The organism is Burkholderia sp. KBS0801, from assembly GCF_005937855.2.
GTDB lineage: Bacteria > Pseudomonadota > Gammaproteobacteria > Burkholderiales > Burkholderiaceae > Burkholderia > Burkholderia ambifaria.
The window spans coordinates 3,144,361-3,169,179 of the sequence record NZ_CP042177.1; the positions used below are offsets into that span (position 1 = coordinate 3,144,361).

Here is a 24,819-nt window from a genome sequence, read left to right on the forward strand (position 1 = left end):
TGCCCGCGCCTCGTCAGCCGCAGCGCCTGAGCGACACGCGCAGTTCGTCGGCGAACTGCGCACGCTTGTGCTGCGCGAGATGCTGCCCGATTACGACGGTCTGCCCGCGCGATACCAGTCGAATCGGATCGCGTGGCGTCGCACCCGGCTCGACCCGCACCCAGCGCGGGTTGAATTCGATCTGCGTGAACCGCTCCGCATCCATCCGCTCGATCACGAGCCGGTGCGGAAACAGCCTGATGCGCTCGTAATCGACCGCATGACGGGCATAGATCGCAAACGCGACACCTACCGCCAGCAATTCGATTCCGGTGAAGGGCATGACGAGCCAGGCCCCACGCCACATCAGCAATGCCGCGATCACCAGCGAGAAGCTCGCGAGCGACGCGTAAAACAGCACGAACTGGCGCGGCGACACCGAACAATTGCGTTTCATGAGCCAGTCTGCGAGGACCGGTTCACCGTTCGTCGTCTCCGCCAAACCCCTCGCTGCTCCCATCGCCGCCTCACGCGAATGGCATGCGATGCATGCCTGCATCGGACTCGTCGCCCCGTATTGCGGGGACCCCGGGACGACAAGCTGACGCATTATAGGCGGGTTCAATGGCATCCACAAGCAAGCGGCTATCGGCCCGCGAGCCAAGCGCCACAAGCTTTCCGGCCGTTTTTCGCGTCAATTCGACCCCGCTTTGCACCGCTAATTTCGGACATAACAAAACCCCTCTTTACCGCTTTACCGATTCTTCGGACGTCCCTTGCCGATATCTTCGATGCGCACGATCCCGTGCCCCTCGGCAGTCGTGCGCGGCACGGCCTTCCACGCGTGGCCGTAGATCACCTCGAACGTGAGCGGAATGGTGCCGTCCGCGCGCCGGCGCGCCTCCAGCGCGTCGCCGAGCGCCGCGCGAAAGCGTCGCGTCGCGCGCTGCGGCGCCGCGCGCTCAAACGGGTAGGCGCCCCAGCGGCGCACGTCGGCCAGCAGGGAATCGGGTGTCTTGTACGTGACGGTGAGCACTTCCTGGTCCATCACCGGAATCTCGAAGCCGCTCTCGACGAGCATGTCGCCGAGGTCGTGCATGTCGACGAAATCGATCACGCGCGCCGCGGGCGGCGCGACGCCGAGCGCCGCTTCGGCTTCCGCGCAGGCCGCGCGCAATTCGCGCAACGTGTCGGGGCCGAGCGTGCTGAACATCAGCAGGCCGTTCACGCGCAGCACGCGCTGCCACTCGGGGAACACCGTGTCGGGACGCGAATGCCAGTGCAGCGCGAGATTCGACCAGATCAGGTCGAACGCGCCGGCCGCGAACGGCAGCGCCGAGAAATCGGCGTGCGCGACGCGCGGGCCGCGCTGGCCCAGTGCCCGGCCGAGCGACGCGGGCAGCCAGCGGCGCCAGCTCGTCTGCTCGACCTCGCGCTGCCCCGCCCGCGCGAGCATCGCGCCGGACAGGTCGACGCCGAACACCGGGGCTTCGGGAAAGCGCGCGCGCAGCGCCGGCAGGTCGTCGCCCGCGCCGCAGCCCGCATCGAGCACGGCCGCGGGGCTCACCTTGATGTATTCGAGGCGCTCGTTCATCCGCTGCGCGATCTCGCGCGGCAGGAACGCGACCGCGTCGAACGCGGCGGCACGGCGATCGAAGATCCGCCGCAAACGCCGGGCGTCATTGGCCGGACGGCCTGTTGAAGTCGAAGCTGGGGACATGTCGGGCACACTGGCGAAGAGCCCGAAGTATACTCGCTCGCCTCGCGGCCTTCAGCGAGACGGGGCCCCCAGGAGTCTTTCGCGAATGGATCGCCGTTTCGCCCCGCGCCAGATGCGCGTCGTTTTGTCGCAGGTTCGCGCGCTCGCCGTGCGCGTCGTCGCGCTCGCGTTGCCGAATCGGTGCGCACTGTGCGGCAATTTGTCACACGCCGTGATTTGCAGCGCCTGCGACGCCGCGTACTGGAATGAAGCGCGACTGCGCTGCGACGTCTGCGCGGTGCCGCTCGGCAGCGGGCGGCCGCGACCGCGCGGCTCCCGTGGCCGGTACGCCGGCGCCGCGGCTTCGTTCGCCTACCGGTGCGATGCATGCCGCGCGACACCGCCGCCGTTCGACGCGACGCTCGCGCTCGCCGATTACCGCGCGCCGCTCGACGGGCTCGCGCGCGGGCTGAAGTTTCATGCGCGGCTCGCGCTCGGCGCGGAATTCGCGGCCCGGCTCGCGCAGCGGATCGACGACACGGACGCGCTGCGCGCCGCGGGCGGCTTCGACGTGATCGCGCCGGTGCCGCTGTCGCACGGACGGCTCGTCGGGCGCGGCTACAACCAGGCGTGGGCGATCGCGCGTCCGCTCGCGCGCCGGCTCGGCGTGCGCGCCGACGCGACGCTGCTCGCGCGCGTGACCGAAACCGCACCGCAGTCGCGGCTCGACCGGCGCGCGCGGCGCGACAACGTGATCGCCGCGTTCGCGGTGACGGACGATCTCGCCGGCTGCCACGTGGCGCTCGTCGACGACGTGATGACGTCCGGCGCGACACTCGCGGCCGCCGCGCATGCATTGAAGACGGCGGGCGCCGCGCGCGTGACGAATCTGGTTGCGCTGCGCACCGCCAGGGATTAATTAGATAGAGAGGCCGGCCGCCCGCACGCGGCGACGGCCGTCACGAACCGGCCGGCAGGGAAGGCGTGCACGTTGCGCCGCCCCGGCCGGTCCAGCCAGACCCAACCATGTTCAACGTCATCCTCGTCGCTCCCGAAATACCGCCGAACACCGGTAACGTGATCCGCCTGTGCGCCAACACCGGCGCGCGCCTGCACCTGATCGAGCCGCTCGGCTTTCCGCTCGACGACGCGAAGATGCGCCGCGCGGGCCTCGACTATCACGAGTACGCGGAAATGCGCGTGCACCGCGACTGGAACGCATTCGTCGCGGCCGAAGCGCCCGATCCCGCGCGAATGTTCGCGTTCACGACCCGCGGTTCGGGCCGCTTCCACGACCACGCGTTCGTGCCGGGCGACTGGTTCGTGTTCGGCTCGGAAACGCGCGGCCTGCCGGCCGACGTGCTCGAGCGCTTTCCGAACGAACAGCGCGTGCGCCTGCCGATGCGGCCGGGCAATCGCAGCCTGAACCTGTCGAACACGGTCGCGGTGGTCGTGTTCGAGGCGTGGCGCCAGGCCGGCTTCGAAGGCGGCGCCTGATACGCCCAGCCCGGCTCGCCCGTCCGCACGCGCTAGCTGCGCGCTAGCCGCGCGCGATACAGGTCGTAGATGTCGGATGAAAAACACGCGAACACCACGCGTGCGAGGTTCGGCGCCTGCGGCACCATGTCCACGACCGTGCCGACCGCTATGTCGACGGCCTCGTCGGCCGGATAGCGGTATATGCCGCAGCTGATTGCAGGGAATGCGATCGATGTCGCCGCAACCTCTTCTGCCAGCTCGATCGCGCGCCGGTAACACGCGGCGAGCAGATCGGCCTCGCCGTGCCCGCCGCCGTGCCACACCGGGCCGACTGCATGAATCACGTACCGCGCCGGCAGCCCGTGGCCGCGCGTGAGCTTCGCGTCGCCGGTCGCGCAGCCGCCAAGCGTGCGGCATTCGGCCAGCAGGCCCGGGCCGGCCGCGCGATGGATCGCGCCGTCGACACCGCCGCCGCCGAGCAGCGAACCGTTCGCGGCGTTGACGATCGCGTCGACGTCGAGCGTCGTGATGTCGACGAGTTGCGCGTCGAGCGTGGTGGAACCGATCCGAAGCATGACACCCTCCCGAAATGCCCGAGACTGTTCAAGCGTAGTGCGCTTTGGCGCCGCCCGCTTTGCGCGAGCGCGCGCGGCCGCAAGAAATCGGTGGGTTTCGTCGCCGTTATTCGGCGCGCGCGTCGCGCCGCAGCAGGCCGCTGACTGCATCGCGCGGTGCGACGCCGTCGAACAGCACGCCGCACACGGCTTCGGTGATCGGCATTTCGATCGATTGCGCGCGCGCGAGCGCGAGCACGGCCTGCGCGCAGCGCACGCCTTCGGCCACGTGGCCGAGCGCACCGAGGATGTCGTTCAGCGAGCGGCCGGCCGCCAGTTGCAGGCCGACCGTGCGATTGCGCGACAGGTCGCCCGTCGCGGTGAGGATCAGGTCCCCGAGGCCCGTGAGGCCCGTGAAGGTTTCCGCGCGGCCGCCGAGCGCGACCCCGAGGCGCGACATTTCCGCGAGGCCGCGCGTGACCAGCGCGGCGCGCGCGTTCAGCCCGAGCCCGAGCCCGTCGGCGATGCCGGTCGCGATCGCCAGCACGTTCTTCACCGCGCCGCCGACCTCGACGCCGACCACGTCGTCGCCCGTGTAGATCCGCATCGCGCCGTGATGGAACGCGGCGAGCGTGCGCTCGCGGCATTCGGCGGACGTGCTCGCGACCGTCAGCGCGACGGGCAGCGCAAGCCCGACCTCGCGGGCGAAGCTCGGCCCCGACAGCACGCCATTGCTGTGCTGCCCCGGCAGTTCGGCCGCGATCACCTGATGCGGCAGCAGATGCGTATCGGCCTCGAAACCCTTGCAGACCCACACGACATGCGCGGGCACGCAGCCCGCGTCGCGCATCGCGCCGAACAGCGTGCGCAGGCCGGCCACCGGCGCGGCGATCACGCACAGCGCATCGTCCGCTGCGCCGTGCGCGAGCGCGGCGCCGAGATCGGCGTCGTAGCGCAGCGCATCGGGCAGCGCGATGCCGTCCAGATAGCGGGAATTTTCGTGCCGGGCCTGCAGCCCGGCGATCAGCGCGGCGTCGCGCGCCCAGAGAAGCGTATCGTGCCGCGCGGCCAGATGGCCCGCGAGCGCGGTGCCCCAGGCACCGGCGCCGAGAACGGCTACTTTCATACCCAGCACCGGTCCGGAGTGAAACGTCAGTTCAGCGTCGTGCCGTTCGGCGCGCCATTCGGCGCGCCTGCTGCGCCGGCCTGCTGCTGAAGCTGCGCGAGACGCTGCTCGTACAGCGCCTGGAAGTTGATTTCCGCCAGGTGGATCGGCGGGAAGCCCGCACGCGTGATTGCGTCGGCGATGTTCGAGCGCAGGTACGGGAACAGGATCGTCGGGCAGGCGATGCCGACGAGCGGGTCGAGCTGTTCGTCGGGAATGTTGCGAATGTCGAAAATGCCGGCCTGCTTCGCTTCGATCAGGAACGCGACCTTGTCCTTCACCTTCGCGGTGACGGTGCCCGACACGACGACTTCGAACACGCTTTCCGCCAGACGCTCGGCCTTCACGTCGACTTCGACTTCAACCGACGGCATGTCCTGCTCGAGGAAGATCGCCGGCGAATTCGGCTGCTCGAGCGACATATCCTTCAGGTAGACGCGCTGGATGTTGAAGAACGGTTGATTTTCGACGTCGGACATGGTGTTTCCCTAAAAGTGGTGACGAGGCGGCCCGGCTTCGCGCCGGCCGCCTCGGTTGGATCCTGCGCGCCCAAGCCGCGGCGCGGCCGGCGGCCATTCTGCCCTAATCAGGCGGCTTGCAGAAGCGGCAAGAGGCCGCCTTCGCGGTCGAGCTTCGACAGATCGTCGTAACCGCCGACGTGCGTGTCGCCGATATAGATCTGCGGCACCGTGCGGAGGCCCGTGCGCGTCATCATTTCCTCGCGGCGGGCCGGATCGCGGTCGATCAGCACCTTCTCGATCTGCTCGACGCCGCGCAGCTTCAGCAGGCGCTCGGCCTGAATGCAATACGGACACACCTGCGTGCTGTACATCAATACCTTGCTCACTTCGCGACTCCTTGTTTGACGACCGGCATCCCGGCCTGCTGCCACGCGGCGACGCCGCCCTCGAGCACGTGCACCTCGGCATAGCCCGCCGCCTGGACCTCGCGCGCCGCCTTCTGCGACTGCTGGCCGTTCTGGCAGACGAGCAGCACCGGGGTGCTCTTGTTTTTAGCGACCTGCGCAATTTTCGCGCCGATCTCGCCGGCGGCGACCTGGCGCGCCGACGGCAAATGGCCGGCAGCGAAGTCGGTCGCCGCCCGCAGGTCGATCACGACTGCGTTGCGGCGATTGATGAGCTGCGTCGCCTCCGCCGCCGACAGGCCGCCGCGGCCGCGACGCAGCGCGGGCCATGCAAGCAGGCCGCCGGAAACCAGCAGGATCGCGATAAGGGCCAGGTTCGTGTAATTGGTAAAGAACGTCACGGAATGCCGCCGGAAAAAGAGAAATCGGAAAAGGACAATCCCGCCATTATAAAATAACCATCTTGCGCGATGGCGGACCCGGGCCGGGTACCGCGCGACGCGCCCCGCTTCCCTATCACTACCGACCGCAAGATCCATGTACAAACTCGTTCTCATCCGCCACGGCGAATCGACGTGGAACAAGGAAAACCGCTTCACCGGCTGGGTCGACGTCGACCTGACCGAACAGGGTCGCAACGAGGCCTACCAGGCCGGCGAACTGCTCAGGGAGGCCGGCTACACGTTCGACATCGCGTACACGTCGGTGCTCAAGCGCGCGATCCGCACGCTGTGGCACGTGCAGGACCGGATGGACCTGATGTACCTGCCGGTCGTCCACTCGTGGCGCCTGAACGAGCGCCACTACGGCGCGCTGTCGGGCCTGAACAAGGCGGAAACGGCCGCCAAGTTCGGCGACGACCAGGTGCTCGTGTGGCGCCGCAGCTACGACACGCCGCCGCCCGCGCTCGAGCCGACCGACGAACGCGCGCCGTTCAACGACCCGCGCTACGCGAAGGTGCCGCGCGAGCAGCTGCCGCTCACCGAGTGCCTGAAGGACACGGTCGCGCGCGTGCTGCCGCTGTGGAACGAATCGATCGCGCCGGCCGTCCGCTCGGGCAAGCAGGTGCTGATCGCCGCGCACGGCAACTCGCTGCGCGCGCTGATCAAGTACCTCGACGGCATTTCGGACAGCGACATTGTCGGCCTGAACATCCCGAACGGCGTGCCGCTCGTGTATGAGCTCGACGAAGACCTGAAGCCGCTCAAGCACTACTACCTCGGCGACCAGGACGCGATCGCGAAGGCGCAGGCCGCCGTCGCGAAGCAGGGCAAGGCGGGCTGACACCCGTCACACCCGGCGGGCCGCGTCGCGCGGCCTGTCCGGGGCCCGCCCGGGCGTGCGGTGGCGCGAACCTTCGCGGCCCATATGCTGTCGAATCCGCTTTCGAATCCGCTGCGCGTCCGGCGGCCCCCGGCCAAGGCCCGGGGGCCGGGGCCTCGGGAGCGCCGGACCTGGACCATTTCCGCAGCGTTCCACTGAGTAATCGGACGAACAGTTATACTTGTCCGCTACATCCCCGCTACCGCCACGCGCTTCCCGACCGCACCAGACTCTCTATGCGAATGAAATTGAAGAACATCGGCCTGATTGCCGCGGGCCTCGCCACGGGCGTGTTCGCCACGCTGCAGGTTTCGGCGTCGGCCGAGCAGACCGCCACTGCGCCGCTTCCCCTCGACCAGCTCCGCCTGTTCGCGGAAGTGTTCGGCCAGATCAAGCGCGAGTACGTCGAGCCGGTCGACGACAAGAAGCTGCTGACGGCGGCGATCAAGGGCATGGTGTCGAGCCTCGACCCGCATTCGTCGTTCCTCGACAAGACCGACTATGACGAGCTGCAGGAGCAGACCAAGGGTCGCTTCGCGGGTCTCGGCATCGAGATCTCGCAGGAAGACGGCCTCGTCAAGGTGATCTCGCCGATCGAGGACACCCCCGCGTTCCGCGCCGGCATCCGTCCGGGCGACCTGATCACGCGCATCAACGACAAGCCGGTGCGCGGCATGACGCTCGACAAGGCCGTCAAGCAGATGCGCGGCGAGCCGGGCACCAAGGTCACGCTGACGATCTTCCGCAAGAGCGACGACCGCACGTTCCCGGTCACGGTCACGCGCGCGGTCATCCGCGTGCAGAGCGTGAAGATGAAGCTGCTCGACCCGGGCTACGCGTACATCCGGATCACGAGCTTCCAGGAGCGCACGACGCCCGATCTCGCCGCGAAGCTGCAGGACATCGCGCGCCAGCAGCCGAACCTGAAGGGCCTGATCGTCGACCTGCGCAACAACGGCGGCGGCCTGCTGCAGAGCGCGGTCGGCGTCGCCGGCGCGTTCCTGCCGCCCGACTCCGTCGTCGTGTCGACCAACGGCCAGATCCCGGATTCGAAGCAGGTCTACCGCGACACCTACGACAACTACCGCCTGCCGTCCTTCGACGGCGATCCGCTGAAGAACCTGCCGCCGGTCTTCAAGACCGTGCCGATGATCGTGCTGACGAACGCGTATTCGGCGTCCGCGTCGGAAATCGTCGCCGGCGCGCTGCAGGATGCGAAGCGCGCGCAGATCATGGGCAAGACGACGTTCGGCAAGGGCTCGGTGCAGACGGTCCGTCCGATGACGGCCGATACCGCGCTGCGCCTGACGACCGCCTACTACTACACGCCGAGCGGCCGTTCGATCCAGAACAAGGGCATCACGCCCGACGTGCCGGTCGATCAGTACGCGGACGGCGATCCGGACGACGTACTCGTGACGCGCGAGGTCGACTACACGAACCACCTCGCGAACACGCAGGATCCGAACGAGAAGAAGGAACAGGAAGAGCGCGAGCAGCGCCGGATGGACCAGCTGCGCGTCCTCGAAGAGCAGAACGACAAGAAGACGCCGGAGCAGCGCCAGAAGGACCGCGATCGCAAGCCGATCGAGTTCGGCAGCGCCGACGACTTCATGATGCAGCAGGCGCTCAACAAGCTCGAAGGCAAGCCGGTGCAGGAATCGAAGTCGCGCCTCGCCGAGAGCACGACGAAGAGCCCGGCCACCAAGGCCGCGACGCCCGCGAAGGCGTCGGGCGCGAAGGCCGCCGCACCGAAGCCCGCGTCGGCACCGCAGTAAGCGCCGGCCGGCATCCGACGGGCCATCGCGGGAAGACCGCGATGGCCCGTTTTTCATGCGCGCCTAAAATAACGCTACGTCCGCCGCCTCGCTCACGACTTCCCATGAACGACGATCAACTCCTTCGCTACTCCCGCCACATCCTCGTCGACGAAATCGGCATCGAGGCGCAACAGCGCTTCCTCGACGCGCATGCGCTGGTCGTCGGCGCGGGCGGGCTCGGCTCGCCGGCCGCGATGTATCTGGCGGCCTCCGGCGTCGGCACGATCACGCTGGTCGACGCCGACACGGTCGACCTCACGAACCTGCAACGGCAGATCCTGCACGCGACGGCCTCGGTCGGGCGCAGCAAGGTCGAATCGGGACGCGACACGCTCGCGCGGCTGAACCCGGAAGTGACCGTGCATGCGGTCGCGGCGCGCGTCGACGATGCGTGGCTCGACGAACACGTGCCGCAGGCGGGCGTCGTGCTCGACTGCACCGACAACTTCGCGACGCGCCATGCGATCAACCGCGCATGCGTCGCGCACGGCGTGCCGCTCGTGTCGGGCGCCGCGCTGCGCTTCGACGGCCAGATCAGCACGTTCGACTTCCGCGACCCGGCCGCGCCCTGCTACGCGTGCGTGTTTCCGGAAGACCAGCCGTTCGAGGAAGTCGCGTGCGCGACGATGGGCGTGTTCGCGCCGACGGTCGGGATCATCGGCGCGATGCAGGCCGCCGAAGCGCTGCGCGTGATCGGCGCGATCGGCACGACGCTCAGCGGCCGGCTGATGATGCTCGATTCGCTGCGGATGGAGTGGACGACGATGAAGATCGCGCGCCAGGCCGACTGCCCCGTGTGCCAGGGCCGGCACTGACGCGCGCGATGCATGCGCCGGACGGGCGCATGCGTGACCGTGACGTTTCGCTACGTTCGCGGCGGTTTCACCGCGCGCCCTGCGTCGCCTAGGCGGCCGCGTCGTCCGCGCGCGGTTCCGCGACCGCCAGGCGCTTGAGCGCCGCCTGCACTTCCTCGGGCTCGAACGCGGCCAGCACGTCGGCCGTCGGCTTCTCGAGCGCCTTCAGATGCGCGCGCAGGATCTCCTGCTTCACGACCAGCAACTGGCTCGGGTGCATCGAGAATTCGGTGAGCCCCATCCCGAGCAACAGGCGCGTGAGCGTCGGATCGCCCGCCATCTCCCCGCACACCGACACCGATACGCCCGCGCGCTTCGCTTCGCGCAGCGTATAGGAGATCAGGTGCAGCACCGCCGGATGCAGCGGGTCGTACAGGTGCGCGACCGCGTTGTCCGCACGGTCGATCGCGAGCGTGTACTGGATCAGGTCGTTGGTACCGATCGACAGGAAGTCGAAGCGCTTCAGGAACAGCGGCAGCGCGATCGCCGCGGCCGGGATCTCGATCATCGCGCCGATGCGCACGTTCGGGTCGTACGCGAGCCCCGCGTCGTCGAGCTGGCGCTTCGCCTCGCGGATCAGGTCGAGCGTCTGGTCGATCTCCTGCGCGTGCGCGAGCATCGGGATCAGGATCTTCACCTGCCCGAACGCGGACGCACGAAGGATCGCGCGCAGCTGCGTGAGGAACATCTGCGGCTCGGACAGGCTCCAGCGGATCGCGCGCAGGCCGAGCGCTGGGTTCGGCGCCGTCTCGTAGCCTTCGTCGAGTGCCTCGAGCGGCTTGTCCGCGCCGACGTCGATCGTGCGGATCGTCACCGGCATGCCCTTCATCCACTCGACCGCACGCTTGTACGCGGCGAACTGCTCCTCCTCTTCCGGCATCTCCTTCTGATGCATGAACAGGAACTCGGAGCGGAATAGCCCGACGCCGACCGCGCCGGCCTCGACGGCGGCCTTCGCGTCGTCGGGCAGCTCGATGTTCGCGTACAGCTCGATCTTGGTGCCGCACAAGGTTTGCGTCGGCGAGAACTTCAGGCGCTGCAGCTTGCGCTGCTCCAGCAGCTTCTCGGACTGGCGGTACGAGTATTCCTCGAGGACGATCGGCGCGGGATCGACGATCACGATCCCCTGGTCGCCGTCGACGATGATCAGGTCGTCCTGGCGGATCAGCGCACTCGCATGCTGGACGCCGACCGCGGCCGGAATGCCGAGGCTGCGTGCGACGATCGCCGTGTGCGACGTGCGGCCGCCGAGATCGGTGACGAACGCCTGGAACGACTGCGACTTGAACTGCATCATGTCGGCCGGCGCGATGTCGTGCGCGACGACGATCATCTCGTTCTGGCCGCGCGCGGCCGCGCGATCGAGCGCCTGCGACGCGGACGGCGCGCCGGCGAGCGCCTTCAGCACGCGCTCGACCACCTGTTCGATGTCGGCCTTGCGCTCGCGCAGGTATTCGTCCTCGATGTCGTCGAAGTGGCGCGTGAGCAGCTCCAGCTGCTCGGTCAGCGCCCATTCGACGTTGTAGCGGCGCGTGCGCACCAGATCGATGGTTTCCTGCACGAGCATCGCGTCGCTCAGGATCATCGTGTGCACGTCGATGAACGCGCCCACTTCGCTCGGGGTGTCGTCGGTCAGGTCGGCGCGCAGCGCGTTGAGTTCGCGATGCACGACCTCGCGGGCCGTGCGAAAACGCTCGACCTCGGCGTCGATCTGGTTCGCCTCGATCAGGTAATGGGCGACGTCGAGCGCCGCCGGCGCGATCAGATACGCTCGCCCGATCGCGATACCACGTGAGACGGGAATGCCATGCAGCGTGAAGGACACGCGCACCTCCTCTGTACAAGTAAAGCCGCGGCACACCGCTGCGATGCGCTTATGACCCCGGGTAGCGATTATAAATTCCGTCCCTCCATGCTGGCTGCATGCACCGCAGCATTGTGCGTTCCGCACCAATGCTCGGGACGAAAAAAATGCCGCGGAAAACGCGGCATTCTGCTCGGAAACGGCAACGATCCCGCGCGGGGATCACTGACCTTCGCCGAATTTGTCCGCGATCAGCTTGAGTAGCGCATCCATCGCTTCGCGCTCGTCGGGACCTTCGGTCTCGATCGTCACCGTGCTGCCGATGCCCGCCGCGAGCATCATCACGCCCATGATGCTTTTCGCGTTGATCTTGCGCCCGTTGCGCGTCATCCAGACTTCCGACTGGAAGTTGCCGGCCAGTTGCGTAAGCTTGGCCGATGCGCGTGCATGGAGCCCCAATTTGTTGACGATGGTGGTTTCTTGTTGAAGCATGATTCTCGGTCGGGTCGGTCGAGGCCGCCGGCGAGGTGCGGCGGCTCGGTCTAAAACGGGAAAACGGGCGGTCAGTGCGATTCGGTGCGCGGTTGCGGCTCGGGCGGAATCGGCGCGCACTGGCCGCAGCCGGCTTCGGTCGGCGGCGGCGGCGTGCCGGCCGCCACTTCATGGACGCCCTTCGCGCCGCCGGACAGCGCCTTGTCGACGAGCTTGTCGAGCGGCACGGTACGGTAGCAGACGGCCCGCACCAGCATCGGCAGGTTTACGCCCGCCAGCACGCGCACGTTGTCGAGCTTCGCGAGCTGGCCCGCGATGTTCGCGGGCGTCGCGCCGTACATGTCGGTCAGCACGACGACGCCGTTCTCTTCCCTGAGCCGCGCGAGCTCCGCGTGCGCGAACGCCATCACCTGGGTTGGGTCGCTGTCCGCCAGCACGTCGATACAGCCGATGCGCGCGGGCACGCCGCCGTAGATGTGCGCGATGCAGTCCCGCAACGCGGTGGCGAGCGGCGCGTGCGCGATGATCAGAATCCCGGCCATGTCAGACCGCCTCCGGCCGCCCCTGGCGGGCCGACGCCCCGCGGCGGGGCCACGAGCATAGCGAGTATGGGAATCGTTTCATGTTCAGCCTTGCAACGGTTTCGGCCCGACCGCCGGGCCTTCGGCGCGCTGGTCGCGGCACCGGGCAAGCGGGCATTGTAGCAGGCCGGTCGAACGGCTCCGGCGACGGGGGGCCTGCGCGGCCGCCGCCGGAATTGCGCGCGAAGCGGGCTACGCGGCCGCCCGCTCCAGCGCGTCGATGAACATCGCGGCGACGTCGAAACCCGTCTGCTCCATGATTTCGCGGAAGCACGTCGGGCTCGTCACGTTCACCTCGGTCAGCCAGTCGCCGATCGCGTCGAGCCCGACCAGCAGCAGCCCGCGCGCGGCGAGCACCGGCCCGAGCGTCTCGGCGATCTCGCGGTCGTGCGGCGTCAGCGGCTGCGCGACGCCCAGCCCGCCCGCGGCGAGATTGCCACGCACCTCGCTGCCCTGCGGGATCCGCGCGAGCGAATACGGCACCGGCTCGCCCGCGATCAGCAGGATGCGCTTGTCGCCGGCCGTGATCTCGGGGATGAACTTCTGAATCATCAGCGAGCGCGTGCCGTCATGACCGAGCATCTCGATGATCGCGCCGAGATTCATCCCGTCGGCCTTCACGCGGAACACACCCATCCCGCCCATCCCGTCGAGCGGCTTCACGATCACGTCGCCGTGCGCGGCGTGGAACGCACGCAAGCGCGCGGCGTCGCGCGTGACGAGCGTCGGCGCGACGAACTGCGGAAACTCGCCGATCGCGAGCTTCTCCGAGTGATCGCGGATCGACTGAGGTTTGTTGAACACGCGTGCGCCTGCACGCTCGGCCAGCTCGAGCATCCAGGTCGCCGTCACGTACTCCATGTCGAACGGCGGATCCTTGCGCATCAGCACCGCGCCGAACGACGTCATCTGACGCGATTCATGGGCGCCCGCCTCGTACCACGGATGGCGATGAAGATCTGTCGTGTCGCCGACGATCGTCACGCGCTGCACGTCCGCCTCGACGCCCGAGCCCGTCCATGCGAGCTGGTGCGGCTGGCATGTGTACACCGCATGCCCGCGCCGCGCGGCCTCCGCCATCATCGCGTAGGTCGAATCCTTGTAGATCTTGAAGCGCTCGAGCGGGTCGGCGATAAAGAGAATGTCCATGCGGGTCCTGTACGTAGCGAAGCCGTTACACCTGGATGGCTTCGGGATCGGTCTTTTCCAGTTCGATCGACGACGCGATCAGCGACAGGCGCGCGACGACGCCGTACATGTAGAAACGGTTCGGCGGCGCGGCGCCCGGCTTGGCGCCGGCATCCGGCAGCGCGGTATGCTCGAAGCCGAGCGGCACGTAGTGCATGCCCGGCGCGTTCAGGTTCTGGTCGCGCTCGCGGCCGCCGTGCGTGCGGTAGAAGCCGCCGACCACGTAACGGTCGATCATGTACACGACCGGCTCCGCGACTTCGTCGCCGACGCGCTCGAACGTATAGACGCCTTCCTGCACGATCACGTCGCGCACCGCGAGGCCGGCCTTCGACTCGGCCATCTGCGTGCGCTCGGCCTTCGACATCCGGCCGATCTCGGCCGCATCGTGCACGGTCATCACGCCGCGCCCGGCGGTGCCCGCGTCGGCCTTCACGACGACGTACGGCTTTTCGCTGATCCCGTATTCGCGGTACTTGCGCGCGATCTTCTTCAGCACGCCGTCGATCGCGTCGGCGAGCGCCTGCTCGCCTTCATGCGCCTGCCAGTCGACGCCTTCGACATGCGCGAAATACGGATTCACCATCCACGGATCGACGCCGACCATCTTCGCGAACTTCTTCGCGACGTCGTCGTAGCACGAGAAGTGCGTCGACTTGCGGCGCACGGCCCAGCCGGCGTGCAGCGGCGGCAGCAGATATTGCTCGTGCAGGTTTTCCAGCACGGCGGGAATCCCGGCCGACAGGTCGTTGTTCAGCAGGATCGAGCACGGATCGAAATTCTTCAGGCCGAGGCGGCGCTGCGAACGCTCGAGCGGTTCGAGCACGATCTTCTGGCCGTCGGCCAGCGTGATCGGCGTCATGTCGGTGATGCTCGGATCGAGCGAGCCGAAGCGCACGTTCAGGCCGGCCTGGCGCATGATCGTCGCGAGCCGCGCGACGTTTTCCAGGTAGAACGCGTTGCGGGTCGGCAGTTCGGGAATCACGAGCAGGTTCTTCGCGTCCGGGCAGATCTTCTCGATCGCGGCCATCGCGGCCTGGACAGCGAGCGGCAGCACTTCGGACGGCAGATTATTGAATGCGCCGGGGAACAGGTTCGCGTCGACGGGCGCCAGCTTGAAGCCGGCGTTGCGCAGGTCCACCGAACAATAGAACGGCGGGGTGTGTTCCTGCCATTCGAGCCTGAACCAGCGTTCGATCGCAGGCGTCGCGTCGAGGATCTTCTGCTCGAGTTCGAGCAGCGGACCGTTCAACGCGGTAACGAGGTGGGGAACCATGAATCACTCGCGAGCGGGAGAATGAAGATTGTAGAGCAATTGCTCTGCCCATTTGGGGATTGTTCCCGGCTTCACAAGGATTTGGAGGAAGTTTTCGGCTATTGACCCGATAGGTCGAAGGGTTATGCGCTGCGGCGGCGCGGCGCAGGAGAAAAAAACGCCCGCCGGGTGGGCGGGCCGAAGTCGCTGCGCTCATTCGTGGCGGGCGCCGTCTGCGCGGCGGCCCGCCGTGATCCGTACGACTTATTCGACGTGCTCGCCGTGCAGCACCACGTCGAGACCTTCGCGCTCTTCCTCTTCGCTCACGCGCAGGCCGATCGTCAGGTCGATCAGCTTCAGCAGCACGAAGCTCAGCACGCCGCTGTATACCAGCGTGATCAGCACGCCCTTCGCCTGCAGCAGCAGGCTGCCGTCGAAACCGCCGATGTCCTTGACCGCGAACACGCCGGTCAGCAGTGCACCGAGCACCCCGCCCACGCCGTGCACGCCGAACGCGTCGAGCGAATCGTCGTAGCCGAGCTTCGACTTGAGCCACGTCGCCGACCAGTAGCACACGACGCCGGCCGCGATGCCGATCACGAGCGCACCCGGCACGCCGACGAAGCCGGCCGCCGGCGTGATCGCGACGAGACCCGCGACCGCACCCGAGACGATGCCGAGCACCGACGGCTTGCCGTGCGTGAGCCACTCGGCGAACATCCAGCCGAGCGCCGCGCACGCCGTCGCGATTTGCGTCGTCAGCATCGCGAAGCCGGCACGGCCGTCGGCCGCGACCGCGGAACCCGCGTTGAAGCCGAACCAGCCGACCCACAGCATCGAGCCGCCGATCATCGTCAGCACGAGGTTGTGCGGCGCCATCGATTCACGGCCGAAGCCGACGCGCTTGCCGAGCATCAGGCACGACACGAGGCCCGCGATACCGGCGTTGATGTGCACCACCGTGCCGCCCGCGAAGTCGAGCACGCCGTCCGCCGACAGCCAGCCGGTCGGCTCCCACACCATGTGCGCGATCGGCACGTAGACGATCAGCGACCAGAGCGTCATGAACACGAGCATCGCCGAGAACTTCATCCGGTCGGCGAACGCGCCGCAGATCAGCGCCGGCGTGATGATCGCGAACGTCATCTGGTAGACGAAGTAGACCGATTCCGGAATCGTCGTCGCCAGGTGGCTGACGGTCAGCGTGGTCGCCTTGTCGCCCTTCACGTACGTCATCCCGTGCAGGAACACACGCGACAGGCCGCCGATGAAGCCGTTGCCCGGCGTGAACGCGAGGCTGTAGCCGACCACCGTCCACAGCACCGTGATCAGCGCGGTGATCGCGAAGCTCTGCATCACGGTCGCGAGCACGTTCTTCTTGCGGACCATGCCCGCGTAGAACAGCGCGAGGCCGGGGATCGTCATGAACAGCACGAGCGCGGTGGACGTCAGCATCCACGCGGTGTCGCCGGCGCTGATCTTCGACGAATCGACGGAGAACGGCGCGGTCGGCGCGGCGGGTGCGGCCGGCGCGGACGCAGCCGCGGCAGCCGATGCGTCGGCGGCCGACGCGGGGGCGGCGGCAGCAGGCGCCGAAGCGTCGGTGGCAGCCGGGGCCGAAGCGGCCGAAGCGGCCGGCGTGGCGGCTGCCGTTGCATCGGACGCCATTGCGGCGGGCGCGGACGCGGCCGAAGCCGCGTCGTCGGCGAGCGCGGGGCCGACACCGGCCGCGATCAGCGAGCCTGCCATCAGCAGGGACATCAGAAGTTTGCGCATCTCGGGTTTCCTCTTGTTGCTTGTCTTTGTCTGTTACAGCGCGTCTGCGCCGGTCTCCCCGGTCCGGATCCGGATCACCTGCTCGATCGGCGTGACGAAGATCTTCCCGTCGCCGATCTTGCCGGTGCGCGCGGCCCGCTCGATCGCTTCCACCGCCTGGTCGACGAGATCGTCGGACACGGCCGCCTCGATCTTCATCTTCGGCAGGAAATCGACCACGTATTCGGCGCCGCGGTACAGCTCGGTATGCCCTTTCTGGCGTCCGAAGCCCTTCACCTCCGTCACCGTGATGCCCGAGACGCCGAGCGCGGAGAGCGCTTCGCGCGTCTCATCGAGCTTGAACGGCTTGATGATTGCGGTAATCAGTTTCATGAAGTCCTCTCGCTGGGTGGTCCCGTCGAATTGGTTGGAATGGTGTGACGGTCTCTTCCCAGCAACTCGCATGCCATGTTTGCGCGAGGACCGTCTCGAACGGCTCCGAAAGGGGGGCGCATCACCCGTTGAAAGGTGGGGAAGCCCGGCCGAACGGTCAACGTGGGCCCGGTTTGCTGGCGCGTCGAAAGGATCGTTGCTAGAGTGCACGCACGTCCCGGTTCACCGGGCCATTCACCCATGCGGGCGCCATGCCCGGAATTCGCGCCAGCGGCGCACCATTTCCGGTCATGCGTGCATCATGGGCACGTACGCAACTGAAGATGCACATTTTTTGTGCAAGGAAGGGATATCTCATGAAGCAACCCAGCGATGTTTTCAACGACCTGCAGTCGCGCGTCAGCGACCTGCTGAAAAACTCGCCGGCCAAGGATGTCGAGCGCAACGTGAAGGCCATGCTGTCGCAAGGCTTCTCGAAGCTCGATCTCGTCACGCGCGAGGAGTTCGACACGCAGGCACAGGTGCTCGCCCGCACCCGCGTGCGTCTCGAGGAACTCGAAAAGCGCGTCGCGGAACTCGAGCAGAAGCTCGCAGCGCCCCAGGCCTGACGCCCCCCTGACCGACCGGTCCGGGCGCGGGCCGCCTCGTGCGGCCCGCGCCTGCCCCGCCAGTCGGCCAGTCAGCAAGCCGTTTCGTCGTTCCGTCGTTCTTCGCAGTCCCCCGCTCTTCGCTGTTCCTCGTTCTTCGCTGTTCGTAATTCCTCGTTCTTTCTCGCGCCACGCCGGCAAGCGCGCACCGATTCCTCCGATTCCCGCGGCATGCGGCCCCGAACGGCCGTTGCCCGTCCGATTCATTTACAGGAGCCTCGCCATGTCGCTCGCCGTGGTGCGCAGTCGCGCGCCGGCGGCCGGCCGCGCGCCGGACGTCACCGTCGAAGTCCATCTTGCCAACGGGTTGCCGTCGTTCTCGATCGTCGGCCTGCCCGATCTCGAAGTCCGCGAAAGCCGCGAGCGCGTGCGCGCCGCGCTGCAGAACTGCGGATTCGAATTCCCTGTGCGCCGCATCACGGTCAACCTCGCACCGGCCGACCTGCCGAAGGAGTCCGGCCGCTTCGACCTGCCGATCGCGCTCGGCATCCTCGCCGCGAACGGCCAGATCCCGGCCGATGCGCTGGCCGGCCGCGAATTCGCGGGCGAGCTGTCGCTGACCGGCGCGCTGCGGCCGATGCGCGGCGCGTTCGCGATGGCGTGCGGCGCGGCACGCGACTGGCGCGCGGGTGAAACCGGACCGGGCGTCGGTTCCGGCGCGATGTCCGACCCGGCGGCCGCGTCGCGCCCGCCCGAGCTGTACCTGCCGCTCGACAGCGCCGCCGAGGCCGCGCTCGTGCCGGGCGTCACGGTATTCGGCGCGCCCGACCTTCCCGCGCTGTGCGCGCACCTCGCCGGTGCGCCGGACGCGCGGCTCGCACCGGTCGCGGCGCCCTGCCTCGACGGCGAGCCGGCGCCGGCCGCCCCCGATCTCGCGGACGTCATCGGCCAGCGCGGCGCCCGGCGCGCGCTCGAAGTGGCCGCCGCGGGCGGGCACCACATGCTGATGATCGGGCCGCCCGGCGCCGGTAAGTCGATGCTGGCCGCGCGGCTGCCGGGCCTCCTGCCGCCGCTGACCGACGACGAGGCGCTGACGTCGGCCGCGCTCCTTTCCGCGAGCCGCATCGGCTTCTCGCCCGCGCAGTGGCGGCGGCGGCCGTTCCGCTCGCCGCACCATTCGTCGAGCGCCGCCGCGCTGGTCGGCGGCCGCAATCCACCGCAGCCGGGCGAGATCACGCTCGCGCACCTCGGCGTGCTGTTTCTCGACGAGCTGCCCGAATTCGACCGGCACGTGCTGGAAATGCTGCGCGAGCCGCTGGAAGTCGGCCGCATCACGATCTCGCGCGCGGCGCAGCAGGCCGATTTCCCTGCCGCGTGCCAGCTGATCGCCGCGATGAATCCGTGCCCGTGCGGCTGGCACGGCGATCCGTCCGGGCGCTGCCGCTGTTCGCCGGACGTCGCCTCACGCTATCTGCGCAAGCTGTCGGGGCCGCTGCTCGACCGGATCGACATCCAGATCGACCTGCCCGCGCTGTCGCCGGCCGAACTCGCCGCGCGCGCGACGGCGCACGGCGAATCGAGCGCCACGGTCGCCGCGCGGGTCGCCCAGGCGCGCGCGCTGCAGTTCGAGCGGCAGGGCAAGACGAATCACATGCTGAGCGGGCGCGAGACCGATGACCTGTGCCGCCCGACCGACGACGGCGAGCGGTTGCTGCGCGAGGCAGGCGAGCGCTTCGGCTGGTCGGCGCGCGCGTATTTCCGCGTGCTGAAGGTCGCGCGGACGATCGCCGACCTGGCCGGCGACCCGTTGCCGACGGCCGCGCAGATCGCCGAGGCGATCCGCTACCGGCGCGCGCTCACGGCGCTGTGAGCGCTTTCGGTGGACAAAATCCGGCTGTCAAGACTTGACTTATGCACAATTTAGCGAATCTGGCCCCGGATCGCCGCTCGCGAGCGCGTTGCCATCGCGAAATTCGTATCTCTTTGTTTCCATTGATTTTTCTCAAATGGCACCGAAGTTGTGAAATGCGCCGGAAGGCCGGCTGGTGCGGCTTTGCGCAAGATTCGCCCGACTTTTCAACAAAGTTATCCACATGCGCTGTGGATAGCTGAAAAATCCCCGCAAAATCCGGAGATTAGCGTCGAAAGCTGCGAATGAACTTTCAGTTGTCACAACGTGTCAGAGCGCCGTCGCCGGCCGGTGTCAGTCCAGTTTGAACGAGCCGAAAAACTGGTCGAGCTGTTCCTGGGCGAGCGGCCCGTCGGCGATCACGACGGCCTGATACGCATGCCGGCCGCGCGCCACGAGCCGCGCGACGATCGTCTTGTGCGCGTGGTCGCCGCCGCTGGCCGCGCCCGCGATCCGCAGTTCGAGCCCGTTCACCGCACCGCCGGCCGCGAGCGGCACCGGCACCGACGCCGTCCGCGGCGCGCCGTCGAGATTGCGCGACAGCCCGGCGCGCAGGAACTCGAGCGCCGCGCGACGCGTGTCGTCGCGCTCGTCCGGCAGCGTCAGCGTGCCGACCGCGAACACCGCGCCGTCGACGTGCGCGGCCTGCATCCGCATCGGCATCGATGCGCCGCCCACCGCTATCGGGTGGTCCTCGACGGTCGGCTTCGCCGGCAGGTCGATCGTATAGCCGGCGTCGTTGTGCAGCGTGCGCCAGTCATAGGACGGCGAGCACGCGGCCAGCGCCGCGCTCACGCACGCGAGCGCGGCGAACTGTCGCAGCGGACGAAAAAGGGGGCGCAACGAATCGATGACTTCCTTCGGCATGGCAGGGATCGAGCAGGCAAAACGCTCATTATCCGCGAAGGCTGACACCGCGGATCCGTGGCCGCCACCGGTGCGTGCCGCGCATTCGCGCTAAAATGAGCGCCGAATTTCGACGTCCTTTGCATCGATCCGCGTCATCGACCGACTCCGAGAGCACCAGATGAACACCACGCCTCCCGCCCAGCGCCGCACCGGCCCCGCCCGCTATATCGTGGCGGCGGTCGTCGTCGCGGCCATCGCCGTTGCCGGCTTCTTTGCGTTCAACGGCAAGTCCAGCGTGCCGGACGCCACGTTCACGCTGCTGTCGGGCCAGAAGGTGTCGACGGCCGGCGACCTGAAGGGCAAGGTCTATCTCGTCAATTTCTGGGCGACGAGCTGCGCGACCTGCATGCAGGAAATGCCGCAGATGGTCGAGACCTACAATCGCTTCAAGGGTCAGGGGCTGGAATTCGTCGCGGTCGCGATGAACTACGATCCGCCGATGTACGTCGCGAACTATGCGCAGACGCGCCAGCTGCCGTTCAAGGTCGCGCTCGACGACGGCAGCGTCGCGAAGCAGTTCGGCAACGTGCAGCTCACGCCGACGACCTTCGTCGTCGACAAGAACGGCAAGATCCTGAAGCGCTACGTCGGCGCACCGCAGTTCGCGGAACTCGACGCGCTGCTCAAGAAGGCGCTCGACGGCAACGCGGCCTGAGCGCCGCCGCTCGATTCCGCTCGCAGGGTGCCCGCAGCCCTGCTCCGCAAAACGGACCGCACTGCGGTCCGTTCGTTTTTCAGCGCTCGGTTTCGCCTTTCGCCGACAGCCCGTAGCGCTTCATCTTCTCGTACAGCGTCGCCTTGCCGACATGCAGCCGGTCGGCCGTCGCGGCGACCGCGCCGCCCGTCTGGTTCAGCGCCTGCGCAATCACCGCACGCTCGAACTGCTCGATGCGCTCCTTCAGCGTCTGGTCGCTCTCGGCATCGTCACCGCTCGCGCCCGCATCCTGCGGCATGTCGGCGACGCCGAGCACGAAGCGGTCCGCCGCGTTGCGCAGCTCGCGCACGTTGCCGGGCCAGTCGCGCTGCATCAGGCTCGCGCGCTGCCGGTCGGTCAGCACCGGGGCCGGCCGCCCGTAGCGCACGGCCGCGTCTAGCATGAAGTGCTCGAACAGCGGCACGATGTCCTCGCGGCGCTCGGCGAGCGGCGGCAGCGCGATCGTCACCACATTGAGCCGGTACAGCAGGTCGCGCCGGAACGTGCCGGCCGCGACGAGCTCGCTCATGTCGCCCTTCGCGGCCGCGACGACGCGGCAGTTCACGCGGATCGGCTGGTTCGAGCCGAGCCGCTCGAGCACGCCGTCCTGCAGCACGCGCAGCAGCTTAACCTGCAGCGCGAGCGGCATGCTTTCGATTTCGTCGAGGAACAGCGTGCCGCCGGACGCATATTCGAGCTTGCCGACGCGGCGCTTCGCGGCACCCGTGAACGCGCCTGGCTCGTAGCCGAACATCTCCGACTCGAACATCGGCTCGGGCAGCGCGCCGCAGTTCACCGCGATGAACGGTTTGTCGCGCCGCGGCGACAGCTCGTGCAGGCTGCGCGCGATCAGCTCCTTGCCGGCGCCCGTGTCGCCGTTGATCAGCACCGAGGCGTCGGTGGGCGCGACGTTCGCGATCAGCTTGCGCACCTGTTCGATCGCCGGGCTGCGGCCGATGATGCGCGGCGCGACGATGTTCTGCCCGGCCAGCTCGCGCCGCAGCGCATGGTTCTCGAGCACGAGTTCGCGCCGCTCGAGCGCGCGGCGCACGGTCTCGATCAGCCGTTCGGCCGCGAACGGCTTTTCGATGAAGTCGTACGCGCCGTCGCGCATCGCCTGCACGGCCATCGAGATGTCGCCGTGGCCGGTGACGAGGATCACCGGCACGTCGGGCACGCGCTCGCGGCACTGCGCGAGCAGGTCGAGCCCGCTCGCCCCGGGCAGCCGGATGTCGCTGACGATCACGCCGGCGGTTTCCGCGACGATCGCCTTGTCGGCCGCCTCGGCCGATTCGAACCCGACGACGTCGAACCCCGCGAGCTGGAGGCTCTGCACGCTCGCCCGGCGAACGAGCGCATCGTCTTCGATATAGATCACTTGCAGCCGGTTGGCCATCGTAGTCACTTGCTCCTGGCACGCCGCGCGGCGCGAAGCGCGCGCGGCTCTCGTTGATGCCGGTCGTGCGGCGAACGGGCCCTAGCGCGAGCCCGCCGGCTCGGACAGGGAGTCCGGATGATGCGTGCGCGTGCGCCGCAGCGTCAAGACGAACAGCGCGCCGCCGGACGGCGCATTGCGCGCGGTCAGCGCGCCGCCCGCGTCGCTCGCGATCGACGACGAGATCGCGAGGCCGAGCCCGAGCCCGCGCCCCATTTCCTTGGTTGTGAAGAACGGTTCGAACAAGCGCGGCAGCAGGTCGGGCGCGATACCCGGGCCGTTGTCGCGCACCTCGACCGCCAGCGTCGCGACCGACACCGCGATCGTCACTTCGATCGCCGGCGCCGTGACACCCGCGACCGCGTCGAGCGCGTTGCCGAGCAGGTTGATCAGCACCTGTTCGAGGCGCAGGTCCTCGCAGCGGGCGACGAGGTCCGGATAGTCGCGCGCGAGGTCGAGCGGCGCATCCTGCGCGGGCGACACGGTCGCATCCTGCAGCGTCAGCGTGAGGGTGACGCCGCGCAGCCGGTCGCCGAGCAGCGACAGCACGCTGCGCAGCGCGCGCACGACCAGCGCCTGTTCGTTGCGCGGCTTCGCGCGGCCGACGAACAGCTTCAGCTGGTTGGTGATCTTGCCCATCCGCTCGGTCAGCGCGGCGATCGCCTCGAGGTTCTCGCGCGCGGCTGCCTGCTCGCCGCGATCGAGCAGCACGCGCGTGTTGTCGGAGAAGCTGCGCAATGCCGCGAGCGGCTGGTTCAGTTCATGCGTGATGCCGGCCGCCATCTGGCCGAGCGCGGCGAGCTTGCTCGCCTGAATCAGTTCGTCGTGCGCAGCGCGCAATTCCTGTTCCGCGCGGATCCGGTCGCCGACTTCCTTCTGCAATTGCTCGTTCGCTTCCGACAGATCGGCCGTGCGTTCCTCGACGCGCCGGTTCAGCTCCGCATACGCCTGCTGCAGCAGCGCGCGGCCGCGGATCATCTCGCGCACGCGAGCGCGGCGCATGCGCCAGTAGAACGCGAGCAACGCCACCGACACGAAGCCGAAGCCTGTGACGATGGTCGCGTTGCGCGCATCGGCGTCGATCGGTGCGATCGGCGCGAGCGTGACGAGCAGCCAGTCGGGTTCGCCGATCCGCCGCTTGCTGGCCAGGAAGCGCGGTGCGCGCAGGCCCGGGCCTACGCCGGCCGCGCCGAGGCGCACGATCTCCGCGTCCGCGCCGAGCACCTGCTCGACGCGCAGCGGCAGCGGCGTGACGGGCTGCTGCGCGTACTGGCGCGTCTCGTAGATCGACGCGGCGACGGGGCCCGTCAACGGATGCAGCGTGTGGTATTTCCACGCGGGCACGGACGAGAGAAACACGACGCCGTGATCGTCCGCGACGACGAGCGGTTCGGACGCGTCGGCGCCCTGGAACCATTCGAGATTGAGTTTCACGACGACGACACCCACGATCTTGCCGTCGCGCCGCACCGGCTGCGAGATGTAGTAGCCGGGGTCGCGCGAGATCGTGCCGATCCCGAAGAAGCGGCCGACCCGGCCGTTCATCGCGTCGATGAAATAAGGACGGAAGCGGTATTCGATCCCGACGAAGCTGTCGGGCGCGCGCCAGTTGCTGGCGGCGACGCACAGGCCGTCCGCGCCGACCACGTAGGTGACGGTCGCGTGCGCGTGTTCGTTGAGATCTTCGAGATAGCGGTTCGCGCGCCCGGTGAAATCGGCGCGCTTCGGCTCGGCGAGCAGGTCCTGCACGTACGGATGGCTGCCGAGCAGATAAGGCAGCGATTCGTAGCGGTCGAGCGTGCTCTTGAGCGCGTTGGTGGTGCGGTCGACGCGCACCGCGGCGTTGCGCTGCAGCTCCGCGACGCCGCGCCGCCACGTGATGGTCCACGTCAGCGCGCACGCCGCCGCGAGCGCGACGGCAAGCACGACGAGGATGAGCAGGCGGCGCTTCACGGACGTGACTTCCTGGCGATGCGGATCGCCTATTGTGTCATAGGGCTCCGCATCACCGGCCCGACCGCCCCGGCCGCCGCGCGGCGCGGCGGCCGCGGGCGGACCCGCCGCCTGCTCGTTCATGGT

The 24,819-nt window shown here is 68.3% G+C and carries 25 protein-coding genes; 8 read left to right on the forward strand and 17 right to left on the reverse strand.

The annotated features are described in order from the left end of the window. Positions 1-13: 13 nt before the first annotated feature. Together FFI87_RS14975 and FFI87_RS14980 are read right to left on the reverse strand one after the other, a co-directional pair. Positions 14-538: a DUF2244 domain-containing protein gene (locus tag FFI87_RS14975; RefSeq protein ID WP_011658003.1), complete on the reverse strand. Its 525-nt coding sequence runs from the start codon at positions 536-538 to the stop codon at positions 14-16. 195 nt (positions 539-733) lie between these two features. Continuing rightward, positions 734-1,699 carry a methyltransferase domain-containing protein gene (locus FFI87_RS14980; protein ID WP_138847117.1) on the reverse strand — a complete coding sequence of 322 codons (966 nt, stop codon included), beginning with the start codon at positions 1,697-1,699 and terminating at the stop codon, positions 734-736. 85 nt (positions 1,700-1,784) lie between these two features. Here FFI87_RS14980 and FFI87_RS14985 point away from each other — a divergent pair, with 85 nt between their 5' ends. Next, on the forward strand, positions 1,785-2,597 hold the full coding sequence (locus FFI87_RS14985; protein WP_138847116.1) for a ComF family protein: 813 nt from the start codon (positions 1,785-1,787) through the stop codon (positions 2,595-2,597). A gap of 107 nt (positions 2,598-2,704) precedes the next feature. After that, complete coding sequence (gene trmL, locus FFI87_RS14990) at positions 2,705-3,175, forward strand: tRNA (uridine(34)/cytosine(34)/5-carboxymethylaminomethyluridine(34)-2'-O)-methyltransferase TrmL (RefSeq protein WP_126228555.1); 471 nt, start codon at positions 2,705-2,707, stop codon at positions 3,173-3,175. Positions 3,176-3,207: 32 nt separating this feature from the next. Here the strand turns inward: trmL and FFI87_RS14995 are convergent, their stop codons facing one another. The 5 genes from FFI87_RS14995 to FFI87_RS15015 form a co-directional block, all read right to left on the reverse strand. Continuing rightward, positions 3,208-3,732, reverse strand: a complete 525-nt coding sequence (locus FFI87_RS14995; RefSeq protein WP_138847115.1) for an O-acetyl-ADP-ribose deacetylase — start codon at positions 3,730-3,732, stop codon at positions 3,208-3,210. 106 nt (positions 3,733-3,838) lie between these two features. After that, entirely contained in the window at positions 3,839-4,837 is a 999-nt protein-coding gene (locus tag FFI87_RS15000; protein ID WP_006752067.1) for an NAD(P)H-dependent glycerol-3-phosphate dehydrogenase, read from the reverse strand. 26 nt (positions 4,838-4,863) lie between these two features. Further along, complete coding sequence (secB, locus tag FFI87_RS15005; RefSeq protein ID WP_006752068.1) at positions 4,864-5,355, reverse strand: protein-export chaperone SecB; 492 nt, start codon at positions 5,353-5,355, stop codon at positions 4,864-4,866. Between the two features lie 107 nt (positions 5,356-5,462). Then, positions 5,463-5,723: a glutaredoxin 3 gene (gene grxC, locus FFI87_RS15010; RefSeq protein WP_138847114.1), complete on the reverse strand. Its 261-nt coding sequence runs from the start codon at positions 5,721-5,723 to the stop codon at positions 5,463-5,465. Next, complete coding sequence (locus tag FFI87_RS15015; RefSeq protein ID WP_012364774.1) at positions 5,720-6,142, reverse strand: rhodanese-like domain-containing protein; 423 nt, start codon at positions 6,140-6,142, stop codon at positions 5,720-5,722. The genes grxC and FFI87_RS15015 overlap by 4 nt, the downstream gene beginning before the upstream one ends. Before the next feature lie 136 nt (positions 6,143-6,278). On the opposite strand from FFI87_RS15015, the gene gpmA reads away from it, so the two are divergent. The 3 genes from gpmA to FFI87_RS15030 all read left to right on the forward strand — a co-directional run bounded on the left by gpmA (position 6,279) and on the right by FFI87_RS15030 (position 9,699). Further along, positions 6,279-7,025 (forward strand): 2,3-diphosphoglycerate-dependent phosphoglycerate mutase, encoded by a 747-nt coding sequence (gpmA, locus tag FFI87_RS15020; RefSeq protein WP_012364775.1) that lies wholly within the window; start codon positions 6,279-6,281, stop codon positions 7,023-7,025. 275 nt (positions 7,026-7,300) lie between these two features. Continuing rightward, on the forward strand, positions 7,301-8,842 hold the full coding sequence (locus tag FFI87_RS15025; RefSeq protein ID WP_041489862.1) for a S41 family peptidase: 1,542 nt from the start codon (positions 7,301-7,303) through the stop codon (positions 8,840-8,842). Between the two features lie 104 nt (positions 8,843-8,946). Further along, entirely contained in the window at positions 8,947-9,699 is a 753-nt protein-coding gene (locus tag FFI87_RS15030; protein ID WP_138847113.1) for a HesA/MoeB/ThiF family protein, read from the forward strand. 88 nt (positions 9,700-9,787) lie between these two features. Here the strand turns inward: FFI87_RS15030 and ptsP are convergent, their stop codons facing one another. From ptsP to FFI87_RS15065, 7 genes are all read right to left on the reverse strand, one after another. After that, positions 9,788-11,563: a phosphoenolpyruvate--protein phosphotransferase gene (gene ptsP / locus FFI87_RS15035; RefSeq protein ID WP_012364778.1), complete on the reverse strand. Its 1,776-nt coding sequence runs from the start codon at positions 11,561-11,563 to the stop codon at positions 9,788-9,790. 201 nt (positions 11,564-11,764) lie between these two features. Then, positions 11,765-12,034, reverse strand: coding sequence for an HPr family phosphocarrier protein (locus tag FFI87_RS15040; protein ID WP_006477716.1), 270 nt, complete (start codon positions 12,032-12,034; stop codon positions 11,765-11,767). A 71-nt stretch (positions 12,035-12,105) separates the two neighbouring features. Next, positions 12,106-12,576 (reverse strand): PTS sugar transporter subunit IIA, encoded by a 471-nt coding sequence (locus FFI87_RS15045; RefSeq protein WP_006752076.1) that lies wholly within the window; start codon positions 12,574-12,576, stop codon positions 12,106-12,108. A gap of 231 nt (positions 12,577-12,807) precedes the next feature. Then, a complete protein-coding gene (gshB, locus tag FFI87_RS15050; RefSeq protein WP_006752077.1) occupies positions 12,808-13,764 on the reverse strand; it encodes a glutathione synthase in 957 nt (318 codons plus the stop codon). A 25-nt stretch (positions 13,765-13,789) separates the two neighbouring features. Continuing rightward, complete coding sequence (gene gshA, locus FFI87_RS15055) at positions 13,790-15,079, reverse strand: glutamate--cysteine ligase (RefSeq protein WP_006752078.1); 1,290 nt, start codon at positions 15,077-15,079, stop codon at positions 13,790-13,792. A gap of 243 nt (positions 15,080-15,322) precedes the next feature. Then, the gene (locus FFI87_RS15060) at positions 15,323-16,834 is read right to left on the reverse strand and encodes an ammonium transporter (RefSeq protein ID WP_138847112.1); all 1,512 of its coding nucleotides are present in this window, start codon (positions 16,832-16,834) and stop codon (positions 15,323-15,325) included. Between the two features lie 33 nt (positions 16,835-16,867). Continuing rightward, positions 16,868-17,206, reverse strand: coding sequence for a P-II family nitrogen regulator (locus FFI87_RS15065; protein ID WP_006398175.1), 339 nt, complete (start codon positions 17,204-17,206; stop codon positions 16,868-16,870). 356 nt (positions 17,207-17,562) lie between these two features. Here FFI87_RS15065 and FFI87_RS15070 point away from each other — a divergent pair, with 356 nt between their 5' ends. Together FFI87_RS15070 and FFI87_RS15075 are read left to right on the forward strand one after the other, a co-directional pair. Further along, on the forward strand, positions 17,563-17,814 hold the full coding sequence (locus FFI87_RS15070) for an accessory factor UbiK family protein (protein WP_006489451.1): 252 nt from the start codon (positions 17,563-17,565) through the stop codon (positions 17,812-17,814). A gap of 262 nt (positions 17,815-18,076) precedes the next feature. Then, a complete protein-coding gene (locus tag FFI87_RS15075; RefSeq protein WP_138847111.1) occupies positions 18,077-19,663 on the forward strand; it encodes a YifB family Mg chelatase-like AAA ATPase in 1,587 nt (528 codons plus the stop codon). A gap of 333 nt (positions 19,664-19,996) precedes the next feature. Here FFI87_RS15075 and FFI87_RS15080 read toward each other — a convergent pair whose 3' ends face one another. Next, positions 19,997-20,569 carry a hypothetical protein gene (locus FFI87_RS15080; RefSeq protein WP_138847110.1) on the reverse strand — a complete coding sequence of 191 codons (573 nt, stop codon included), beginning with the start codon at positions 20,567-20,569 and terminating at the stop codon, positions 19,997-19,999. A gap of 160 nt (positions 20,570-20,729) precedes the next feature. Here FFI87_RS15080 and FFI87_RS15085 point away from each other — a divergent pair, with 160 nt between their 5' ends. Beyond that, the gene (locus FFI87_RS15085) at positions 20,730-21,266 is read left to right on the forward strand and encodes a TlpA disulfide reductase family protein (protein ID WP_006754800.1); all 537 of its coding nucleotides are present in this window, start codon (positions 20,730-20,732) and stop codon (positions 21,264-21,266) included. 79 nt (positions 21,267-21,345) lie between these two features. On the opposite strand, the gene FFI87_RS15090 is transcribed toward FFI87_RS15085, so the two are convergent. Both FFI87_RS15090 and FFI87_RS15095 read right to left on the reverse strand, forming a co-directional pair. Then, on the reverse strand, positions 21,346-22,701 hold the full coding sequence (locus tag FFI87_RS15090) for a sigma-54-dependent transcriptional regulator (protein WP_011658019.1): 1,356 nt from the start codon (positions 22,699-22,701) through the stop codon (positions 21,346-21,348). A gap of 81 nt (positions 22,702-22,782) precedes the next feature. Further along, positions 22,783-24,816 (reverse strand): ATP-binding protein, encoded by a 2,034-nt coding sequence (locus FFI87_RS15095; protein WP_138847109.1) that lies wholly within the window; start codon positions 24,814-24,816, stop codon positions 22,783-22,785. Positions 24,817-24,819 lie beyond the last annotated feature (3 nt).